The organism is Streptomyces coacervatus (assembly GCF_029223485.1).
GTDB lineage: Bacteria > Actinomycetota > Actinomycetes > Streptomycetales > Streptomycetaceae > Streptomyces > Streptomyces coacervatus.
The window spans coordinates 58906-77805 of record NZ_JARHTP010000002.1 but is presented as its reverse complement, the minus strand read 5'-3'; the positions used below and the strand labels follow the sequence as shown (position 1 = coordinate 77805).

At 71.2% G+C, this 18900-nt stretch carries 20 protein-coding genes; 9 read left to right on the top strand and 11 right to left on the bottom strand.

Translation table 11 applies throughout. The annotated features are described in order from the left end of the window. Positions 1–80: 80 nt before the first annotated feature. Positions 81–380 carry a DUF5133 domain-containing protein gene (locus tag P2Q00_RS04105; RefSeq protein ID WP_275769641.1) on the bottom strand — a complete coding sequence of 100 codons (300 nt, stop codon included), beginning with the start codon at positions 378–380 and terminating at the stop codon, positions 81–83. A 320-nt stretch (positions 381–700) separates the two neighbouring features. Here P2Q00_RS04105 and P2Q00_RS04100 point away from each other — a divergent pair, with 320 nt between their 5' ends. Both P2Q00_RS04100 and glgX read left to right on the top strand, forming a co-directional pair. Next, positions 701–1213, top strand: a complete 513-nt coding sequence (locus P2Q00_RS04100) for a pep a2 (protein ID WP_275769639.1) — start codon at positions 701–703, stop codon at positions 1211–1213. Continuing rightward, positions 1210–3435: a glycogen debranching protein GlgX gene (gene glgX, locus P2Q00_RS04095; protein ID WP_275769637.1), complete on the top strand. Its 2226-nt coding sequence runs from the start codon at positions 1210–1212 to the stop codon at positions 3433–3435. The genes P2Q00_RS04100 and glgX overlap by 4 nt, the downstream gene beginning before the upstream one ends. 12 nt (positions 3436–3447) lie before the next feature. Here glgX and P2Q00_RS04090 read toward each other — a convergent pair whose 3' ends face one another. Beyond that, a complete protein-coding gene (locus P2Q00_RS04090; RefSeq protein ID WP_275769635.1) occupies positions 3448–4254 on the bottom strand; it encodes a VOC family protein in 807 nt (268 codons plus the stop codon). A gap of 167 nt (positions 4255–4421) precedes the next feature. On the opposite strand from P2Q00_RS04090, the gene P2Q00_RS04085 reads away from it, so the two are divergent. Continuing rightward, positions 4422–4757, top strand: coding sequence for an ANTAR domain-containing protein (locus P2Q00_RS04085; protein ID WP_275769634.1), 336 nt, complete (start codon positions 4422–4424; stop codon positions 4755–4757). A gap of 37 nt (positions 4758–4794) precedes the next feature. On the opposite strand, the gene P2Q00_RS04080 is transcribed toward P2Q00_RS04085, so the two are convergent. After that, complete coding sequence (locus P2Q00_RS04080) at positions 4795–5589, bottom strand: SigB/SigF/SigG family RNA polymerase sigma factor (protein WP_275769633.1); 795 nt, start codon at positions 5587–5589, stop codon at positions 4795–4797. A 238-nt stretch (positions 5590–5827) separates the two neighbouring features. On the opposite strand from P2Q00_RS04080, the gene P2Q00_RS04075 reads away from it, so the two are divergent. From P2Q00_RS04075 to P2Q00_RS04060, 4 genes are all read left to right on the top strand, one after another. Continuing rightward, positions 5828–6280: a MarR family winged helix-turn-helix transcriptional regulator gene (locus tag P2Q00_RS04075; protein ID WP_275769632.1), complete on the top strand. Its 453-nt coding sequence runs from the start codon at positions 5828–5830 to the stop codon at positions 6278–6280. Continuing rightward, on the top strand, positions 6277–7137 hold the full coding sequence (locus P2Q00_RS04070; RefSeq protein WP_275769631.1) for an ABC transporter ATP-binding protein: 861 nt from the start codon (positions 6277–6279) through the stop codon (positions 7135–7137). Before P2Q00_RS04075 ends, P2Q00_RS04070 begins: the two co-directional genes overlap by 4 nt. Next, a complete protein-coding gene (locus P2Q00_RS04065; RefSeq protein ID WP_275769630.1) occupies positions 7097–7957 on the top strand; it encodes an ABC transporter permease in 861 nt (286 codons plus the stop codon). Before P2Q00_RS04070 ends, P2Q00_RS04065 begins: the two co-directional genes overlap by 41 nt. 191 nt (positions 7958–8148) lie before the next feature. Beyond that, entirely contained in the window at positions 8149–8673 is a 525-nt protein-coding gene (locus tag P2Q00_RS04060) for a hypothetical protein (RefSeq protein WP_275770720.1), read from the top strand. Positions 8674–8685: 12 nt separating this feature from the next. Here P2Q00_RS04060 and hemC read toward each other — a convergent pair whose 3' ends face one another. The 3 genes from hemC to P2Q00_RS04045 form a co-directional block, all read right to left on the bottom strand. Continuing rightward, complete coding sequence (hemC, locus tag P2Q00_RS04055; protein WP_275769628.1) at positions 8686–9621, bottom strand: hydroxymethylbilane synthase; 936 nt, start codon at positions 9619–9621, stop codon at positions 8686–8688. 62 nt (positions 9622–9683) lie between these two features. Then, complete coding sequence (locus P2Q00_RS04050; RefSeq protein WP_275769627.1) at positions 9684–10550, bottom strand: hypothetical protein; 867 nt, start codon at positions 10548–10550, stop codon at positions 9684–9686. Positions 10551–10591: 41 nt separating this feature from the next. After that, positions 10592–11776: an MFS transporter gene (locus P2Q00_RS04045; protein ID WP_275769626.1), complete on the bottom strand. Its 1185-nt coding sequence runs from the start codon at positions 11774–11776 to the stop codon at positions 10592–10594. Positions 11777–11896: 120 nt separating this feature from the next. Here P2Q00_RS04045 and P2Q00_RS04040 point away from each other — a divergent pair, with 120 nt between their 5' ends. Then, positions 11897–12886 carry an ArsR/SmtB family transcription factor gene (locus P2Q00_RS04040; protein ID WP_275769624.1) on the top strand — a complete coding sequence of 330 codons (990 nt, stop codon included), beginning with the start codon at positions 11897–11899 and terminating at the stop codon, positions 12884–12886. Between the two features lie 379 nt (positions 12887–13265). Here P2Q00_RS04040 and ligD read toward each other — a convergent pair whose 3' ends face one another. From ligD to P2Q00_RS04025, 3 genes are all read right to left on the bottom strand, one after another. Then, positions 13266–14246, bottom strand: coding sequence for a non-homologous end-joining DNA ligase (gene ligD, locus P2Q00_RS04035; protein ID WP_275769622.1), 981 nt, complete (start codon positions 14244–14246; stop codon positions 13266–13268). A gap of 70 nt (positions 14247–14316) precedes the next feature. Beyond that, a complete protein-coding gene (locus P2Q00_RS04030; protein ID WP_275769619.1) occupies positions 14317–15219 on the bottom strand; it encodes an SDR family NAD(P)-dependent oxidoreductase in 903 nt (300 codons plus the stop codon). A gap of 64 nt (positions 15220–15283) precedes the next feature. Beyond that, positions 15284–16033, bottom strand: coding sequence for an SDR family oxidoreductase (locus P2Q00_RS04025; protein ID WP_275769617.1), 750 nt, complete (start codon positions 16031–16033; stop codon positions 15284–15286). Positions 16034–16152: 119 nt separating this feature from the next. Here P2Q00_RS04025 and P2Q00_RS04020 point away from each other — a divergent pair, with 119 nt between their 5' ends. Beyond that, the gene (locus P2Q00_RS04020) at positions 16153–16845 is read left to right on the top strand and encodes a TetR/AcrR family transcriptional regulator (protein WP_275769616.1); all 693 of its coding nucleotides are present in this window, start codon (positions 16153–16155) and stop codon (positions 16843–16845) included. Positions 16846–16871: 26 nt separating this feature from the next. On the opposite strand, the gene P2Q00_RS04015 is transcribed toward P2Q00_RS04020, so the two are convergent. Next, the gene (locus P2Q00_RS04015) at positions 16872–17555 is read right to left on the bottom strand and encodes a response regulator transcription factor (RefSeq protein ID WP_275769614.1); all 684 of its coding nucleotides are present in this window, start codon (positions 17553–17555) and stop codon (positions 16872–16874) included. A 57-nt stretch (positions 17556–17612) separates the two neighbouring features. Continuing rightward, the gene (locus P2Q00_RS04010; protein ID WP_275769612.1) at positions 17613–18704 is read right to left on the bottom strand and encodes a sensor histidine kinase; all 1092 of its coding nucleotides are present in this window, start codon (positions 18702–18704) and stop codon (positions 17613–17615) included. Positions 18705–18900: the final 196 nt, after the last annotated feature.

Here is an 18900-nt window from a genome sequence, read left to right as displayed (position 1 = left end):
CCTCCGCCGTGCTGCAGACCGGGCCGCCCGCCCGGTCGAGGGATAGAAGCTGCGCGATACGCGCTGTGCCGCAGGGGGGTCTACCTCCCTGCGGCGAAATGCTGTTGTGCCTTCGGCGGTCCGCGCCGGTCGGCCGCACCCGTTCGGGGCCGCTCGTTCTGCTCCCGGAGATAGGCGCCCAGCGTGGACCGCAGATAGCGCTCCGCGGCGTCCGCGGCCTCGCGGGCACACCGCTTGCCCATCAGCACGCACAAGGTGTACCCCGAGTCCTCGAAGGTGGCGCGCACCGCGCGGTCGGCGGGAGACGCGAGCATGACGCGTTCCCAGGCCCGATACCGCCGCAGTTGCCGGGCCACTTCGGCTTTGGCCGGTAGCAGCATGAGGCTCTTCACTTTCCGGGGCTCGATCGCACGTCTCCCGACCGTCGGGCGGCGGCCGTGCGTGGGCACGCACGGATCCGTTACGGGTATCGAGGTCTTCACACATGGTGCACGCGCGACGACCCAGCGTCTTGTTGGATCTTCAACCATGCCCGAATGGGCCTTCGGTCACCCCAGGTGTGCGCTCGTGTTGCACGAATGGTCTAGTTCACCCACTCTTGAGGTGACTCAGAAGCGATCAACGCTCACGCTTCGCGTTCGGGGCTCGTCCCGCAGGGGCGAGAAGGAGCGGGAGCTTCGCGGGTGAGGAGCCAACGAAGATGAAGACCGCAGTGCCCTGCTACTACCACCTCGACGTGGAAGTCAGCTCCGAACGGGTCGGACAGGTACGGCGCATCCTGGCCGCACACCTCCGGCTCTGGGATCTCGAGACGCTGGTCGAGCCCGTCTGCAGTGGCGCCGAACTGCTGCTGACGGCCATCGACGAGCACGCGACGGACAAGAACACGTCGATCGAGATGTGGTGGAACGGACAGCATCTGATCACCGCCGTGGGGGAGAACGACTGCGACCTGCGCCCGGACCACGACATGCGGGCCTGTCTGCAGCGGATCGCCGCGATGAGCGACGGCTGGGGCTGCTGTGCCACAAACACCGGCAGCAAGGTCATCTGGTTCTCGCAGCGGGCCAGGGCCGGCGGGCGGGTGCCCCTGGTGCCCGTGGCTCCCGCGCCGAGCCTGCGCGAGGTGCTCCAGGTGCCCCGCGAGATGCCGGCCGTCGCGCTGGTCGGCCAGGTGCGCGAGCCGGACGGCGTCCTGCAGGATGCCCGGTGACGGCGAAACGCCGCCGCAAGCCAGGGGTGCCCGTCTGGAGCGGGCACCCCTACCCATTGGGCGCCTCCTTCGACGGGAAGGGCACCAACTTCGCCCTCTTCAGCGAGGTCGCCCAACGCGTCGAACTCGTCCTCGTCGACGACGCCGGCGAGCGCCGCGTCCCGGTGACCGAGGTCGACGGCTTCGTCTGGCACTGCTACCTGCCGGACATCGGACCGGGACAGCGCTACGGCTACCGGGTGCACGGGCCCTGGCACCCGCAACTGGGCCACCGCTGCAACCCGGCGAAGCTGCTCCTGGACCCGTACACCAGGGCGGTGGACGGGCAGGTGGACAACCACGCCTCCCTCTTCGAGCGCTCACCGGGCGGCCGGTCCCGCTCCGACAGCGCCGGACACACCATGCTCGGCGTGGTCACCGACCCGGCCTTCGACTGGGGCGACGACCGGCCGCCGCGGCAGCCGTACGCCGACAGTGTCATCTACGAGGCCCATGTACGGGGCCTGACCCGCACCCACCCCGACGTCCCGCCCGAACTCCGCGGCACCTACGCCGGACTCGCGCACCCCGCGGTCGTCGGGCATCTGACGAAGCTGGGCGTGACCGCGGTGGAGCTGATGCCGGTGCACCAGTACGTCCAGGACGGTGTACTGCAGGGCCGTGGCCTGTCCAACTACTGGGGCTACAACACGATCGGCTTCTTCGCCCCGCACAACGCCTATGCCGCCCACGGCACCCGCGGCCGGCAGGTCACCGAGTTCAAGTCGATGGTGAAGGCGCTGCACGCGGCCGGCCTCGAAGTCATCCTCGACGTCGTGTACAACCACACCGCCGAGGGCAACGAAAAGGGTCCCACGCTCTCCTTGCGGGGCATCGACAACGCCTCGTACTACCGCCTGGTGGAGGGCGACTGGGGCCATTACTACGACACCACCGGCACCGGCAACAGCCTGCTGATGCGGCACCCCTACGTACTGCAGCTGATCATGGACTCGCTGCGCTACTGGGTCACCGACATGCACGTGGACGGCTTCCGCTTCGACCTCGCGGCCACGCTGGCACGGCAGTTCCACGAGGTGGACCGGCTGTCGGCGTTCTTCGACCTGATCCAGCAGGACCCGGTGATCAGCAGGGTCAAGCTGATCGCGGAACCGTGGGACGTGGGGGAGGGCGGCTACCAGGTGGGCAACTTCCCGCCGCTGTGGTCGGAGTGGAACGGCAGATACCGAGACGCCGTACGGGACTTCTGGCGCGGCGGCGAGCACACGCTGGGCGAGTTCGCCTCCCGCTTGACCGGTTCCGCCGACCTGTACCAGCACAGCCGGCGACGCCCCCGGGCCAGCGTCAACTTCGTCACCGCGCACGACGGATTCACCCTGCGCGACCTGGTCTCGTACAACGACAAGCACAACGAGGCCAACGGCGAGGGCAACCGCGACGGCGAGAGCGTCAACCGGTCCTGGAACTGCGGCGTCGAGGGCAACACCGACGAGCCGGGCGTGCTGGAGCTGCGCGCCCGCCAGCAGCGCAACTTCCTGGCCACCCTGCTGCTTTCACAGGGCATCCCGATGCTGAGCCACGGCGACGAACTGGGCCGCACCCAGCGCGGCAACAACAACGCCTACTGCCAGGACAACGAAGTCTCCTGGATCGACTGGGAGTTGACCGAGGAGCAGCGGGACCTCGCCGAGTTCACGCGGTATGTCATCGGGCTGCGCGCCGCCCACCCGGTCCTGCGCCGGCGCCGGTTCTTCCGTGGCGAGACCGCGACCCACCCGCGCCAGCCGCTGCCCGACCTGGTGTGGCTGGCGCCGGACGCGCTGGAGATGACGGGGGAGGACTGGCAGCGCTCCGACGCGCACTCCGTCGGCGTCTTCCTGAACGGCGACGCCATCGCCGAACCCGACCCCTGCGGCCGCCGCGTCGTGGACGACTCGTTCCTGCTCCTGCTCAACAGCTACTGGGAGCCGATGGAGTTCCGCCTGCCGGACATCACATACGGCGAACGCTGGACCACCGTGATCGACACCGCCGAACCACACGGCCCCCCGGACGAGTCGGAGTACAAGGCGGCCACCACCATCCTGGTCGAACGCCGCAGCCTCCTACTCCTGTCGAGACCCCCCTGCGCCCCAAAGGGGCGCCCCAAGGGGCGCGAGGAACTGCGCGACCAGCCCCAACGACGCCGCACACGACCACAGACCGTCGCGGCACATCCCTAGTCGCCTGGGCCCCTACCGTTCACTGTGACGCGAGGTCACAGTGAACTGCGCACCGTCCGCATCGCGCAGCACCGCCTCGTCGCTCCCCTTCGACAGAACGCTGCCGCCGTGCACCTCGGCGGCCCGTACACAGGCCGCCACGTCCTCGACGGCGAAGTGGATCTGCCAGTGGGGCCGGATGGTGGGGTCGGGCTCCGCCCCCAGGGCCCCGGACTCGATGCGCGCCACGATGTCGCCCTGGCTGCGCAGCACCACCTCGCCGCCCTCGTAACGGACCTCGCAGCAGCCGGACCGCTCGGAGGCCCAGTCCAGCACCTCGCCGTAGAAGATCGCGGCGTCGAAGGCGTCGCGGGTGTGCAGCCTGATGAAGGTCGGGGCCGCTTGCCGCCACTTCTCCCAGTCGACGACCAGCGCCCCTTCCCAGATCCCGAAGGTCGCCCCGTCCCGGTCGGCCAGCAGCGCCGCCCGTCCCGGTGGGAAGGAGATCGGGCCGACCGCGGCCGTCCCGCCCCGCTCCTGGGCCCGCGCCACGGCCTCGTCCGCGCTGGGCACGGCGAAGTACGGCGTCCAGGCCACCGCCATCTGCCACATGTCGGCGACGGCGGCGATCCCGGCCACGGGAATCCCGTCCACCAGAGCCATCCGGAAGCGGTCGCCGAGCTTGGCGGAGCGCCACTCCCAGCCCAGCACGGCCCGGTAGAAGTCCTCGGTGGCGTCGACATCGCGGCTGGTCAGGCTCACCCAGCACGGGGCCCCGAACACGGAGTGCGAGGTGACGATGTGCGTCACGCCGCGGGGGCGTGAGGTGTCGTGATTCATGGCAGTCGCGTCCTGGTCTCGTCCACCGGCAGCCACCGGTCTCGTACCAGTGTCCAACCGGAACCGCACGATGCGCCTGCCGAGTACCCCCCGGGTGGGGCCGAAACGGGTGCTGTGGCCGTCTGCCGCCCGGTGGCAGCGGGCAGAGTGAGTGCCACTATGGATGAGTGGCACAGGTACCGCACGAACCTGCCGACGAGACGGAACGCATCTTCGCACTGCAGGAAGAAGTCGATCAGCTGAAGGAAGCCGTCGTCTCGCACGCCGTCGTGGACCAGGCGATCGGGATGATGGTCGCGCTGGGCCGGGTGACGCCGGACGAGGGGTGGGCGGTGCTGAAGGACGTCTCCCAGCACACGAACATCAAGCTCCGCAATGTTGCCGAACTCATCCTCATCTGGGGGCGCAACGGGGAGCTGCCCCCGGAGATCAGGTGCGAGCTGGAGGACGCCCTGGACCGCTACGGCCCCACACAGATCCCCGAGGCCCCACCGGAGCGGTGAGACGACCGGACCCTGTACGGCCGGACGGTGCCACCGCTCAGCCGGTCTCCGCGAGTAGCTCCGCGCGGAGCTGGTCGAAGCACCCGCTGAGCAGCCGGGAGACATGCATCTGCGAGATGCCGAGCTGCTGGGCGATACGGCTTTGCGTCATGCCCCCGAAGAAGCGCAGATACAGGATGGTGCGCTCGCGCTCCGGGAGTGCCTGCAGACAGGGCCCCACCGCCACCCGGTCGACGACCACGTCATAGGCCGGATCGGGGCCGCCGATCGCGTCCGCCAGGGCGTAACCGTCGGTGCCGGGCATCTCGGCGTCCAGGGACAGCGCGGTGAAGCACTCCAGGGCTTCCATCCCGGTGCGCACCTCGCCCTCGCTCAGGTGCGCCTGCCGGGCGATCTCGGCGACGGTGGGTCCCCGCCCCGGGATGGTCTGGGACAGCTCCTTCGCGGCCTGCCGCACCCGGTTGCGCAGGTCCTGCACCCGGCGCGGGACATGCAGCGTCCACATGTGGTCGCGGAAGTGCCGCTTGATCTCCCCGGTGACGGTCGGCACCGCGTACGCCTCGAAGGCGTGGCCGCGGGCCGGGTCGTAGTGGTCGACCGCTTTGACCAGGCCCAGGGCTGCGACCTGGTACAGGTCCTCCAGGGATTCTCCGCGCCCCTTGAAGCGGACGGCGATCCGCTCGGCCATGGGCAGCCAGGCCTGGACCAGCTGGTCCCGCAGCTGTCTGCGCTGCGGCCCTTCGGACAGCCGCGCGAGCCGTGCGAACGCCTCGCCGGTGTCGGGGGCGTCGTCGTGCGGGTGGGGTTTCGTGCCGGCGCTGGCGACACTCATGGTGCGCACCTCCCTGAGGCGGTGCCGAGGGGACGGGCGCCATGGGAGATGCGGACACGGACCTGCGGAGACATCCGGGGCCCGACCGGCTCCCACGGACGTGCCTCCTGTCCGAAGCACTTCAAGGCTCATGCCCGGAATCCGTATATCACAAACAAAACGGTGCATTAAGGAAGGCCGCTGGGTGCTTGACCGTCCGTTGGGTTCATTACCTCTGCTACAGAGATAATCTGCTGATGTGGAACCGGAAGCCTTCCCGGACGAGCTGATCGACGCCCTCATCGGCGTCCAGCGGCTCCTCCGGCGCCGCCTGCGCCCGCAGATCGCCCCCCAGCTGCGCGGCGCCGAGGTCGAACTGCTGCGCCTGGTCGTGACCCGGCCGGGCATCGGCATTTCCGACGCCGCCAAGGATCTGTACCTGGCCGGCAATTCGGTGTCGACGCTGGTCAACCAGTTGTCCCGGCAGGGCTATCTGGTGCGTGAGACCGATCCCGCCGACCGACGCGCCGCCCGGCTGATGCCGACACCCGCGGCCGAGGCCCGACTCGCCGAGTGGCGCAAACGGCGCGCCGAGCTCGTACGCGGCGGGCTGTCCCGTCTCGACGAGACGGACCGGGAGACCCTGCGTGACGCGATCCCGGCCCTGCGCAAGCTGGCCGACACCCTGCACGAGGAGGCCGAGGAGACATGACGCGGAACGCCGGCACCGGGCAGGGCGAGGCCGTCGCCTGCACCGGACTCGCCTACGCCTTCGGCGAGACCAACGCGGTGGACGGACTGGAACTGTCGGTGGCCGAGGGCGAGGTCTTCGGCCTGCTCGGACCCAACGGCGCCGGAAAGACGACCGCGATCCGCTGCATCACCACGCTGCTGCCGGTCCCCGCCGGGATGGTCAGCGTCTTCGGCCACGACGCGGCCAGGGACCGGATGGCCGTACGGCGCCTGCTCGGCTACGTGCCGCAGCAGCTGTCCGCCGACTCCGGACTCACCGGCCGCGAGAACATCGCCCTGTTCGCCCGCGTCTTCGACGTCCCCCGCCGCGAACGCGCCGACCGCGTCGGCCAGGCCCTGACCGCCGTCGGCCTCACCGACGCCGCCGACCGACTGGCCGGCACCTACTCCGGCGGCATGGTCCGCCGCCTCGAACTCGCGCAGGCCCTGGTCAGCGCACCCCGGCTGCTGATCCTCGACGAGCCCACCATCGGCCTCGACCCGATCGCCCGCACCGGAGTGTGGCAGCACATCAACGCCGTACGCGCCGCCACCGGCATGACCGTGCTGGTGACCACCCACTACATGGACGAGGCCGACCAGTACTGCGACCGGGTCGCCCTGATGCACCGCGGCCGCATCCGGGCCCTCGGCACCCCGGACGAGCTCAGGGAGGGGCTCGGCGAGCGCCGGCGCGCCGCGGGCGCGGCGGCCACCGACCCGCTGCCCACGCTGGAGGACGTCTTCCGCGACGTCGCGGGCAGCGGCCTCGACGACCAGGCAGGAGATTTCCGCGATGTCCGAAGCACCCGCCGCACCGCGCACCGCGTCGGCTGACCCCACCCGCGCAGCCGGCATCGACCTGCTCCTACGGCCGCCCCGGCCCCGCCCCGGCTGGCAGCTGCTGCCCGCCCGCGTGTTCGCGATGTGTGCCGTCGAACTGCAGAAACTGCGCCACGACCGCACCGAGCTCTACACCCGCGCCGTGCAGCCCGCCCTGTGGCTGCTGATCTTCGGCCAGACCTTCACCCGGATCAAGGCGATCCCCACCGGCGGCATCCCCTACGTCGACTACCTGGCGCCCGGCATCATCGCCCAGTCCGCGATGTTCATCGCCATCTTCTACGGCATCCAGATCATCTGGGAGCGCGACGCCGGCATCCTCAACAAGCTGCTGGTCACGCCCACCCCGCGCTCGGCCCTGATCACCGGCAAGGCGTTCGCGGCCGGCGTGAAATCCCTGATCCAGGCCGTCGTCGTCCTCATCATCGCGGCACTGCTCGGGGTCGCGATGACCTGGAACCCGCTGAAGCTGCTCGGCGTCGCCGCGATCGTGGTCCTCGGCTCCGCCTTCTTCTCCTGCCTGTCGATGACCATCGCCGGTATCGTCCTCAACCGCGATCGCCTCATGGGCTTCGGACAGGCCATCACGATGCCGCTGTTCTTCGGCTCGAACGCCCTGTACCCCGTGTCCGTCATGCCGGGCTGGCTCCAGGCCATCAGCAAGGGCAACCCGCTGAGCTACCAGGTGGACGCCCTGCGCGGCCTCCTCCTCGGCACGCACGCGCACGTGGCCCTCGACTTCGGAGTGCTGCTCGTGGCCGCCGCGCTCGGCATCACCGCGGCCTCCTCGCTCCTCGGCCGGCTGGCCCGCTGATCATGTACCGGAACGTGATGTGCGGCACGCGCGCGTGAACATCCGTACCGCCCGTCCGCCCATCCTTCCTGCGCACGGCTTGATCGCCGATCAAAGGGGGTGAATTCGCTGGCCACAGCGCATTCTGCTCATTTGACAGTGCACTGAGCGCACAGATAGGAAGCAGCTCTCTGAAGTCGATGAGGTGGACTGTGTACGAGCCGAACGTGGTCGGGGACTGGCAGGAGTACGACGAGCATGCCGGCCTGCGTGTCCGCGTCCACCGTCTGGAAGCCGCCGAGCCCCCGCGCGGACGGGACGAGGCGGCCGCCGGGCTGACCTACTTCAGCCTCCGGGTCACCGTCGAGAACCGCGGCAGCCGGCACTCCACCATCCACCTCGAGGACGGCCAGATCGATGTGCGTCTCGGCCCCGACGGCGAGGCCGCGTTCATCGACTGGCGCAACTCGCAGTTCATCGAGGGCTTCGACGTCTACCCGCTGCGCCGGGCCACCGTCGTGCTGTACGCGGCCGGTCCGGAGGCCGGCCTGAGCCAGATCGACGTACAGATCCAGCTGCGGGCCGACGAGGAGTGGGCCGATCGCCGGCTGTGGGTCGGCGGCATCGGACTCCACGAGGAGCCCGTCGGCGCCCACGCCTGCCCCGGGCGGGACGGCGGCCTGGCCCACCAGGTGAGCAACTTCCTGCGCGACCAGGCGGAAGAGGGCACCGCCTGACCCGCGCCCGCCTCAGTGCGGGATGCCGTCGATGATCTCCCGGGCACCCTGACGCAGCAGCGCCACCGCCACCGACGTGCCCAGCGTGGCGGGGTCCAGCCGGCCGGCCCACTCGTGGGCGTTCAGGCGGGTCTTGCCGTCCGGCGTGAACACGCAGGCCCGCAGGGACAGTTCGCCGCCGTGGTCCACGCGCGCGTACCCGGCGATCGGGCTGTTGCAGTGCCCCTGGAGCACATGCAGGAACATGCGCTCCGCGGTGGCCTCCCGATGCGTGTCCGGATCCCCCAGCCCGCTCACCGCGTCGATGAGGTCGCTGTCGCCCTCCCGGCACTGCAGGGCGAGGATGCCCGCGCCGATCGGCGGCATCATCGTCTCGGGGGAGAGGACCTCGCTGATCACGTCCTCGCGGCCGATACGCTCCAGCCCCGACACCGCCAGCAGCAGCGCGTCCGCCTCACCGGCCGCCAGCTTCGCCAGCCGCCGATTCGCGTTTCCACGGAACGGCACACACTCCAGGTGCGGGTGGGTGGCGGCCAGTTGGGCGACCCGGCGCACCGAGGAGGTGCCGATCCGGGTTCCGTCCGGCAGATCGTCCAGGGTGAGACCGCCCGGATGGACGAGGGCATCGCGGATGTCGTCCCGCTTCAGGAACGCGGCGAACGTCGTCCCCGCCGGAAGCGGCCGGTCGGCGGGCACATCCTTGACGCAGTGCACCGCGAGATCGGCCTCGCCCGCGAGGAGCGCGGCATCCACCTCCTTGGTGAACGCCCCCTTGCCCTCCACCTTGGACAGATCACCCATCCACTTGTCACCGGTCGTCTTCACCGGCACGACCTCGGTGCGCACACCGGGATGCAGGACCGCCAACTCGGCGCGCACACGCTCCACTTGGGCCAGCGCCATGGGGGAGTCGCGAGAGACGATGCGGATCATTTCGGGGACGGACATGCGGACACGATAGACCCCCGCGAGGGGCGGCTCGTGCGGTACCACCCCATTCGGGACCCGAATCACGCCGTGGGTATGCGCAGGTGTCCGCGGAACGGGTACAGGTCCTCCTGCCAGCGAGGCGTCGCCGCGAGCAGGGCCACATGCACCGGCCTGCGCAGCAGGCAGCGGTGACGCAGAAGTTCACGCCGTTCCCGCGGCGTCAGGGAGGCGTCGGTGAAACCCTCGGTGTCGTCGATGTCGCCGCCCCCGAAGACATTGAGCTCGTATCCGTCCGCGGTACGCAGGTCCACCCGGAAGCCGGTGCGCCACTGAGAGTTGCTGCCCCAGCCCATGGACTCGTCGACCGTGGGGCGGTGCCGGCGCCGGTAGGTCCAATACAGCGGGGCCCGGTCGGCCACCCCGCGCTCGGCGTGCCGGACGCCCGCACGCACCCGCACCCCCGCCCGGCCGAACAGCAGATGCCCGAACCACAGCCCGGGCCAGACGACTTCGGTCACACGGATCGGCTCGTCCGGATCCTCCGCCTGCTCGACCTCCACGATCTCGTGCAGGAAGGGATCGAAGACCGGCGACTCCTCGAACGGCGTCATGCCCAGGCGCGTGAACAGCTCCAGGTACTGAGCCATCGTGACGGTCGCCGCCCAGGGCTCGTCCTCGTCGGTGCGGGGCTGGAAGGCCAGCAGGAGCACGTCACTGACACGGCTGAGCGCGTACAGCTCCCACAGCAGCTCCACGCACTGCTCGTCCGATCCGGCGACGGCGTACTCGCCCAACCGTCCGACGCCCTCGACGAGCTCCTGGCGATACCCGCCCGCGGCCCGGCCGAGCCACGGCTCCACCACGGTCGCGAACACGTCCGGCCCGGTGTGGTCGCGCAGCGCCTCGAACAGCTCCCGTGCGTCGACCTGCGCCTTCTCCCCGTTCATGCGCGCACAGTAGCCACGTCGGACACCCGCGTGCCAGGCGATTACCGCGGCCTTACCGGCGCCACCGACATCCTCGGTTCCGGCCAGGCCAACACCGCGAGCGCCCCCACCGTGAGCAGGCCGCCGACCAGGAACAGTCCGCGCACCCCGACGGCATGCAGCAGACCGCCGCCGATGAGCGCTCCGAGGGCCACTCCCACGTTGAAGGCGGCCGAGTTGGCGGCGAGCGCCGACTCGGTGCGTCCCGGCGCCACCCGCAGCACCTGGCTCTGCGTCGCCGTGAAGACGGGCGCGACCGAGGCGCCGAGCAGCATGAACAGCGCGACCGCCGCCACCTGACTGCTCCCGGCCGCATACAGGCCCAGCAGCGCCGCCGCCTGTGTCGCCACCGGCACGGCGAGCGTGGCCCGCGGGAAACGGTCGAGGAGCGGGCCGGTGAGCGCGACACCGGCCAGCGCGGCCGCCCCGAACGCGAACAGGACGGCGCTCACCGCGTCCTTGCCGAACCCGCCGACGTCGTCGAGAAAGGCGACGACATATGTGAACCCCGCGAACACCCCGGTCACCGACAGTGCGGTGGTCGCGACGACGACGAGAAACCGGCGCCGGTCCGGATCGGCACCGTACGCCGCGTGACTCTCCTGGGGGCGGGAGGTCGGCAGCAGGGCGGCGATGACGACGAGGGAGACAAGAGCGAGCCCACCGAGCACCACGAACGGCGCCTGCCAGCCGCCGCGTCCGCCCAGCCAGATCCCGGCCGGCACCCCGAGCACCGTGGCCAGCGAACCGCCGACCGACAGCAACCCCATGACGCGGCCACGCCGTTCGGGCGGGAACAGCCCGACCGCGACCGGCCCCATCAGCACCCAGAACGTCGCCTGCGCCAGCGCGGTGACCACCCGCGCCGCCAACAGCAGACCGTAGGAGACGGACTGCAGCGCCGACACCCAGCTGGCCGCCGCCAGCAGCCCGAGCAGGCCCGCGAGCAGATGCCGGCGGGGCACGGACCGCGTGAGACGGGCGACGGGCAGTGACACCACGGCCACCGTCAGGCCGTACCCGGTGACCAGCGCCCCCACGGCCGGGAGGGACACCCCCAGATCGGCCGCCATGAGCGACAGCAGGCCCACGGGAAGGTTCTCGGCGGTGTTGAACGTGAACGCCGCCAGCATCAGCGCCGCGACGACGGCGACCCTGCGCCCTGCGGCCGTACGTACGCTGCCCATCCAGGTGCCCTCCGGGGTGTCGAGAATCGGCCGGGCCAGCGTGCCGGGGCCGGCAGAGGGCTTCTACTCTTTCGATCCAGACCGAATCGGATCCGACGGGAACCGCTCACGGAGGCCGCCTTGCCGCTGACCCTGCACCTGGGCGCCGACGACCTGACGCGCTGTCGGTTCGCGATCTCGCCGCTGTGCCAGACCCACGAGGCCCTGCGCATGCTGCGCCGCCCGGCCCGTCACGGCTACCACCGCGCCTGGCTGCGCCGCCTCGGCCGTACCCTCGCCGGCCTCGACCTCTCGCCCCTGTGGCTGTTCGTCCCGCGCGCCCGCGGCTACACCCCGGACTTCCTCGGGGCGCCGCCCGACGAGCCGTACCCCTCCATCGACGAAGAACTGGCCTGGATGCGCGCCACGGACCCCGCCCTGGCCCGTGCGGAGATGGCCCGTTCGCTCGCGTGCACCCCCGGTCTCACCGAGTCGCCCCCGGGCCGCGCAGCACTCGACGACCCCGCCGCAACCGTACGACGCCTCGCCGACCTCACCGAACTTGCCTGGCACGCCCTGCTCGCCCCGGACTGGCCGCGCCACCGCGCCGTCCTGGAGGCCGACATCGCCCATCGCTCCCGCCGGGCGGCCGACGGTGGCCTCGACGCGCTGCTCACCGAACTGCACCCCGGTATCGACTGGGCCGGCCACCGGCTCACGCTGCGCATGTACGACGACCTCGCGGACGCCCAAGGGGCCGACGGGCGCGGCATCCTGCTCATGCCCAGCGTGTTCGTGTGGCCGGACGTCGTCAGCGGCTTCGCCCGCCCCTGGCAGCCGACGGTCATCTACCCGGCCCGCGGAATGGGCCGCCTCCACACCGCCCCGGCACCGCGCCCGCCCGACGCCCTCGCCCGCCTCCTCGGCCACCAGCGTGCCACCGTCCTTGCCGGCCTCTCCGCCCCTGCCTCCACCACGGAACTGGCCCACCGGCACGGCCTGGCACCGTCCACCGTGTCGTCCCACCTGACGGCCCTGCGCGAGGCAGGCCTGCTCGACTCACGACGGCAGGGCTACTACGTGTTGTACGGGCGGACAGGTCTGGGTGACGCCCTGGTCAGCGGCAACTAGCCCGGAGCGACGCCGAGTTCGACCGCCGCTGCGCGGCCGCGAGGGCCTGCTCCGCAACCTCCGGCCACGCGCTCAGCTTGTCGCGGAGTCCGGCGGGGTAGCAGTGCGTTCTGATGCCGTACGTGAACTCGGCGGCCGCCGCATGCGCGGTCAGCGCCTGCGGCAGGGCGGCCAAAGCCGGTCAGCCATCTCCTGCGATTCGCCGTGAACTTCTGTGACGACACTGCGTCCTTCTTCGGTCCGGATGCAGCCCAACGTGCTGTGGGTGGTAAGGAAGCTCAGCATCTTGGCTTGTCACTCCCCGGCCAGGATGCGGCAGCCGTGCCGGTGGTGGAGTGCAGCCCACTGTCCGGACGGTGATGGTGTGTCAGGCGGCCGCTCATGTCGGGTCGTTGGGCATATCGGCCGACGCGTCCTCGGGTGCCAGATCGGCCCTGAGCCGCAGCCAGGACGGCTGGCGCAGCAGTCCGGCCCGGGTGCGGGTGCTGTAGCGGACCTCGCCGACCAGCCGGGGCACGACCCAGTGCGCCCCGGTGACCGGCGGTACGGGGTCGAAGGGACACACATCGGTCGCGGCGGCCCGCAGCAGCTCCGCGAGCTGCGACCGCTCGGACTCGCTCCAGCCGGTGCCCACATTCCCGACGTACCGCAGGCGTCCCGCGGCCCGCTGCCCGACCAGGACGGCGCCGGGCAGTCCCGACAGCCGTCCCTTGCCGGGCAGCCAGCCGCCCACGACGACGTCCTCGCTGTGCATGTTGCGGATCTTGATCCAGGCCCGGGAGCGCACGCCGGGCTCGTACACCGAGTCCAGCCGCTTGCAGACCAGACCCTCCAGACCGTGCTCACGGGTGGCCTGCAAGGCCTGTTCGCCGTGCCCGATGAGGGCGGCCGGGGTGGACCAGAACGGGCCGTCGAGGCCGAGCCGCTCCAACTGCTCGCGCCGCAGGGCATAGGAGAGAGCGGTGACGTCGTGGCCGCCCAGGTGCATCACATCGAACAGGACAAGGTGCACGGGCACCTTCGCCGCCTGCCGCGCCGCCTTGCCGGGGGCGTGCGCCAGCCCCATGCGGGACTGCAGCAACTGGAAGTCGGCGCCGCCCTGTTCGTCCAGCGCCAGCACCTCCCCGTCCAGCACGGCCGGGGTCGCGCCGAGCGCCTCGCCCAGCGGCCGCAGCTCGGGATACGCGCCGGTGATCTCCTCCCCGGACCGTGCGCGCAGCAGGATGCTGCCGTCCCCTTCGAGGTAGGCCACCACGCGCTGGCCGTCCTGCTTGGTCTCGTAGGCCCAGCGGGCGTCCTGCGCGGCGGGCGGCAGGGAGCCCGGTGTGGCGAGCATGGGCGGGATCAGGGGGAGCGTCACGGGGTGAGGTGTCGACGGCGCGGCTCGCCGCCATTCGCCCCGCCCGCCGGTTTCCCCTGAACGGCGCTGCTTACAGGCTGCTGGCCGGCGTCAGCAGGTCGTCGAGCCCCACACGGCGGAAGAACTCGGCGCGGATACGGTCGGCCACGGCCGACACGACCTCGCTGCCGTCGCGGCTCGGGTCCACGTGGATCCGGAACGGCCGCCTGCCGGGCGGCAGTTCGACACTCCGTACGACGGCCTCCGCCACGTCCGTGACATCGGCATCGGGTGGTATCAGCCCGGCCAGCCGCGCGTTCACGTCGTCCATCAGCGCCTTGTACCGGGCGTCGTAGGCGGCGGCCCGGTCGGCGTCGGCCGGTGCTCCGGCGTGGGCGAAGTGGTTCGTTCCCGAGGTGAAGGCACCCGGCACGACGATCGAGGTGTCGATCCCGAACCGTATGAGCTCGGCGGCATAGCTCACCGCGAGGGCGTCCATGGCGGCCTTCGCCGCGAAGTACGGAGCGAGGAAGGGTGGGCAGCCGCCGCGCGTGCTGGAGGAACCGATCCACACGAGGTGCCCCTGTCCCTGCGCGCGCAGCTGGGGGAGGGCCGCCCGGTTGACGCGCTGGGTGCCGAGCACATTGGTGTCGTAGACGTCCGCCAGCTGTTCGGGGGTGAAGGCCTCGGCCGGGCCCAGCACCATGTGCCCGGCGTTGTGCACCAGGACGTCGATGCGCCCCTGTTCGTCGACGATGCGGCCGACGGCCTCGTCCGCGCTGTCCTGCCGTGTCACGTCGAGTTCCACGGCGCGCAGGTCGACTCGGTGCTCGGCTGCATGGGCGGCCAGGTCCGCTGCGGCTCGGGCGTTGCGTGTGCCGAGGGCGCGCATGCCCGCGTAGACCGTGTGCTCGCGCTCGGCGAGGGCGCGGACGGTGAGGGCGCCGAAACCGCTGGAGGCGCCGGTGACAAGGATGATCTTGCTGTCGCTCATGGCGATGTCCTCTCGATCTCTGGATCTCTCGATCACTTGGCTTCTCGAAGGACGGCGCGTGCCGTCAGATGATGCCGCCGTTGGCCCGCAGCACCTGGCCGTTGATCCAGCGGCCGTCGGGGCCGGTGAGGAAGGACACGACGCCTGCTATGTCATTCGGCGTGCCCAGGCGCTCCAGCGGCGGCTGTGCGGCCAGGCGGGCGACGGTCTCCTCGTCCTTGCCGTCGAGGAAGAGCTCGGTGGCGGTGGGGCCGGGCGCCACGGCGTTCACGGTCACGTCACGGCCGCGCATCTCCCGGGCGAGGATCAGCGTCAGCGCCTCGACCGCCCCCTTGCTCGCGGCGTAGGCGCCGTAGCCGGGGAAGGCGAGACCCACCACCGACGTGGAGAAGTTGACGAGTGCTCCGCCCGGGCGCAGCCGGCGGGCGGCCTGCTGGTCGACGACGAACGTGCCGCGGATGTTGGTGCGGTACAGGGCGTCGAGCTCACCGAGGTCGAGCTCGACGAAGGGGGAGAGGGCCATCCGTCCGGCCGCGTGCACGACCACGTCGATGCCGCCGTATGTGGCCTCCGCCAGGTCGAACAGGGCGGCGACCTCGCTCTCGTCACCGACGTCCGCGCGGGCCGCGTACGACGTGCCGCCGGTGTCCTCGATGGTGCGCACGACGTCGTCGGCCGCGTCCTTGTTGCCTGCGTACCCGACGACGACCGCGAACCCGTCGGCGGCGAGCCGCTGGGCGACCTGCTGTCCGATGCCGCGCGATCCGCCCGTCACGATCGCGACGCGCCGGTCCGTGTGGGGCTGAGTGGTCATGGCTGCACCCTTCGCTCTGTTAGCGCTGATACGGTTTGCTCGTATCGACGATAACAGAGTTTCGTAGCGACGGTACTGTCAATTTCGTATCGGCGCTACGAATGGCGTACCGTGGGCTCATGGATGCGAGGGAGAAGATCCTGGAAGCGGCCACGGACCTGCTGGCCAAGGCGCCGGTCGCCGATGTCTCGACGCGCGCGGTGTGCGAGGCGGCCGGGGTGGGGGCGCCGATGCTCTACCGGCTGTTCGGCGACAAGGCCGGGCTGCTGGCCGCCGTCGTCGACCGGGGTTTCGCGGAGTACCTCGCCTCCAAGCGGGCGGCCCGGCCCAGCGACGACCCCGTCGCCGACCTCAGGAGCGGCTGGGACAACCACATGCGCTTCGCGCTGGAACACCCCAACCATTACCGCCTGATGTACTCGCCCGAGCTGACCGCCCCGCCCGCGGCGGCCCAGGAGGCGCACGCCCTGCTGCACGGGATCCTCGAACGCTGCGCCGCCGCCGGCCGGCTCACCGTCCCGCCCGCCCTCGCCACACAGATGATCATGTCCGCCAATGTCGGGGCGGCCCTGTCGATGCTGACCAGACCCGAGCAGTACCCGGACGCGCAGTTCTCCGAGCGGCTGCGCGACACCGTGCTCGACTCGCTGACCCGCCCGGCCGACACGGCTGAGCCGCGCGAACGGGACGGCGCGGTCCCGGTCGCCGCAGCAACCCTCGCGGCGCGCCTACGGGCCGAACAGTCCCCCGTGTTCACGCCCGCGGAGTCCGCTCTGCTGGAGCAGTGGCTGGACAAACTCTCCGCAGGCTGAGCCCGCAGCCCCTCAGCGCTCAGTCTTCAGCGCTCCGCGGGCGGTGACGCCTGCACGAGCCCCGATTGGTAGGCGATGACGACGAGCTGGGCGCGGTCGCGGGCGCCCAGCTTCGTCATCGCGCGGTGCACGTGGGTGCGTACCGTGAGCGGGCTGACGAAGAGCTTCTCGCCGATCTCCTCGTTGGAGTGGCCCTCCGCCACCCAGGCCATCACCTCGCGCTCGCGGGCGGTGAGCGCACTGAGGCCCTCGGACGCCGCCGGCCGCGCACCCTGCGCGGGGGCGGACAGAAAGCGCGTGATCAGCACGCGCGTGGCGAGCGGGGAGAGCAGCGACTCGCCCACGACCACGGTCCGGATGCCGTCCAGCAGCACGTCGGCGGTCACGTCCTTGCCGAGGAACCCGCTCGCGCCGGCCCGCAGCGCCTGTGCGACGTACTCGTCGATCTCGAACGTGGTGAGGATCAGCACTCGCGTGTCCGACAGCTCTGGGTCGGCGCAGATGGTGGAGGTGGCCGCCAGGCCGTCGGTGCCGGGCATACGGATGTCCATCAGGACGAGGTCGGGGTGGTGCACGCGCGCGAGGGCGACGGCCTCGGCGCCGTCGGTGGCCTCGGCGACCACCTCCATGTCGTCGCAGGAGTCGATCAGGATCCGGAACGTGGCCCGCAGGAGGGCCTGGTCGTCGGCGAGGAGCACGCGGATGGTCATGGTGTCCGTTCTTGTCGTCTCACGGTTCGCGGTTCATGCGTCACGGGGTTCGGCGCGTCAAGGAGCGAGGTGGGGCGTCAGGGAGCCGTGGGGTACAGGGGCGGGGGCCGCGGCGGCGGTGGAGGTGCCGTCGTCGGTGACGGTGAGCGTCAGCTGGTCGTCGCCGTAGTACAGGTGTACGTGCGCGGCCGGGGCCGCGGTGTGCTCGGCGACGTTGGTCGGTGCCTCCTGGACGACGCCGTACGCCGCCAGGTCCAGCCCCGGTGTCAGCGGCCGCGGCGCGCCCTCCGTGGTCATCGGGACGGTCAGGCCCGTGGACTTGGAGGCGTCCGCCAGCTGGTCTAGTCGGCCGAGCCTCGGGCTCGGGGCCAGGGGAGCGTCTGGGTCGTCCTGCTGGCGCAGCACGCCCACGGTGGCCTTCGTCTCGCTCAGCGCCGAGGACGTCGTACCGGCGAGGTCGGTGAGGATCCTCCGGACCTGCTCGGGATGTGTGCGGGCGAGATGCGCCGCCGTGCCGGGCTGGGCGTTGGCCAGGGCCGGGTGATGGGCGACGGCATCGTGCACTTCGCGGGCGATGCGTATGTGCTCCTCCGCGACCCGGTGCCGTGCCTCCTCCCGGCTGCGCTCGGCGTACCCGGCGCGAGCCCGGACGGCATCCAGATGGACCCCGCACATCCGGACCGCGTCGCCCCTGGCCACCGGCAGTAGGAGCCAGGCACCGGGGCCGAGCGTCTTGAGCGGCCAGGGATGATCACTCGGATCGGCGGCGAAGGCCGTGGTCACCACCGGCGCGAGGGTGGCGAGGAAGAACATCCGAGTGGTCCCGCGGCCGGTGGCGACGGCCGGCCGGAACAGCGCGACGATGACCGGCGCCGGCAGCAGCGGCGTGAGCAGACGACCCAGCGAGCCGGCGCCTGCCGCCCCGAGCACGGTCACCGTGACCACGGTGCGGGGATGGGTGCGCTGCCGGAACAGGGCCCCGCAGAAGAGTGCCGCAAGGGCGACGGCGGGGCCTCCGGCGTCCGGCCGGTGCGTGCCGGGCCCGCGGATCTCGCTGCCGAGGAGGAACGCGGCGAACAGGGACGCGGCCGTCATCGTGTCGACGGCGCGCGCGGGTTCGTCCGAGTATCGCTGCCAAGGGATGCTCATCGCGTCTCTCCGGTCGGGTCCTGGAAGCCATGGTGGGCGATGCCCGCCGGGAACGACGAACGAGGGCCGGCCGTGTCCTGGGCACGGGCGACCCCCTCGGGGGGAAGGGGGCGAGGCCAGACGCGGGCGGACTCCCGTGCGACCGGCTCGGCCGCGGGCGGATCGTGCGGGCCCTTGCGGGTGAGCGCCTACCTCT

What these genes read in the sequence shown, in the direction of transcription:
- P2Q00_RS04105 (WP_275769641.1), bottom strand. Translation starts at nt 380, where the DNA reads ATGCTGCTACCGGCCAAAGCCGAAGTGGCCCGGCAACTGCGGCGGTAT.
- P2Q00_RS04100 (WP_275769639.1), top strand. Translation starts at nt 701, where the DNA reads ATGAAGACCGCAGTGCCCTGCTACTACCACCTCGACGTGGAAGTCAGC.
- P2Q00_RS04090 (WP_275769635.1), bottom strand. Translation starts at nt 4,254, where the DNA reads ATGAATCACGACACCTCACGCCCCCGCGGCGTGACGCACATCGTCACC.
- P2Q00_RS04080 (WP_275769633.1), bottom strand. Translation starts at nt 5,589, where the DNA reads ATGAGTGTCGCCAGCGCCGGCACGAAACCCCACCCGCACGACGACGCC.
- P2Q00_RS04070 (WP_275769631.1), top strand. Translation starts at nt 6,277, where the DNA reads ATGACGCGGAACGCCGGCACCGGGCAGGGCGAGGCCGTCGCCTGCACC.
- P2Q00_RS04065 (WP_275769630.1), top strand. Translation starts at nt 7,097, where the DNA reads ATGTCCGAAGCACCCGCCGCACCGCGCACCGCGTCGGCTGACCCCACC.
- hemC (WP_275769628.1), bottom strand. Translation starts at nt 9,621, where the DNA reads ATGTCCGTCCCCGAAATGATCCGCATCGTCTCTCGCGACTCCCCCATG.
- P2Q00_RS04050 (WP_275769627.1), bottom strand. Translation starts at nt 10,550, where the DNA reads ATGAACGGGGAGAAGGCGCAGGTCGACGCACGGGAGCTGTTCGAGGCG.
- P2Q00_RS04045 (WP_275769626.1), bottom strand. Translation starts at nt 11,776, where the DNA reads ATGGGCAGCGTACGTACGGCCGCAGGGCGCAGGGTCGCCGTCGTCGCG.
- P2Q00_RS04030 (WP_275769619.1), bottom strand. Translation starts at nt 15,219, where the DNA reads ATGAGCGACAGCAAGATCATCCTTGTCACCGGCGCCTCCAGCGGTTTC.
- P2Q00_RS04025 (WP_275769617.1), bottom strand. Translation starts at nt 16,033, where the DNA reads ATGACCACTCAGCCCCACACGGACCGGCGCGTCGCGATCGTGACGGGC.
- P2Q00_RS04020 (WP_275769616.1), top strand. Translation starts at nt 16,153, where the DNA reads ATGGATGCGAGGGAGAAGATCCTGGAAGCGGCCACGGACCTGCTGGCC.
- P2Q00_RS04015 (WP_275769614.1), bottom strand. Translation starts at nt 17,555, where the DNA reads ATGACCATCCGCGTGCTCCTCGCCGACGACCAGGCCCTCCTGCGGGCC.
- P2Q00_RS04010 (WP_275769612.1), bottom strand. Translation starts at nt 18,704, where the DNA reads ATGAGCATCCCTTGGCAGCGATACTCGGACGAACCCGCGCGCGCCGTC.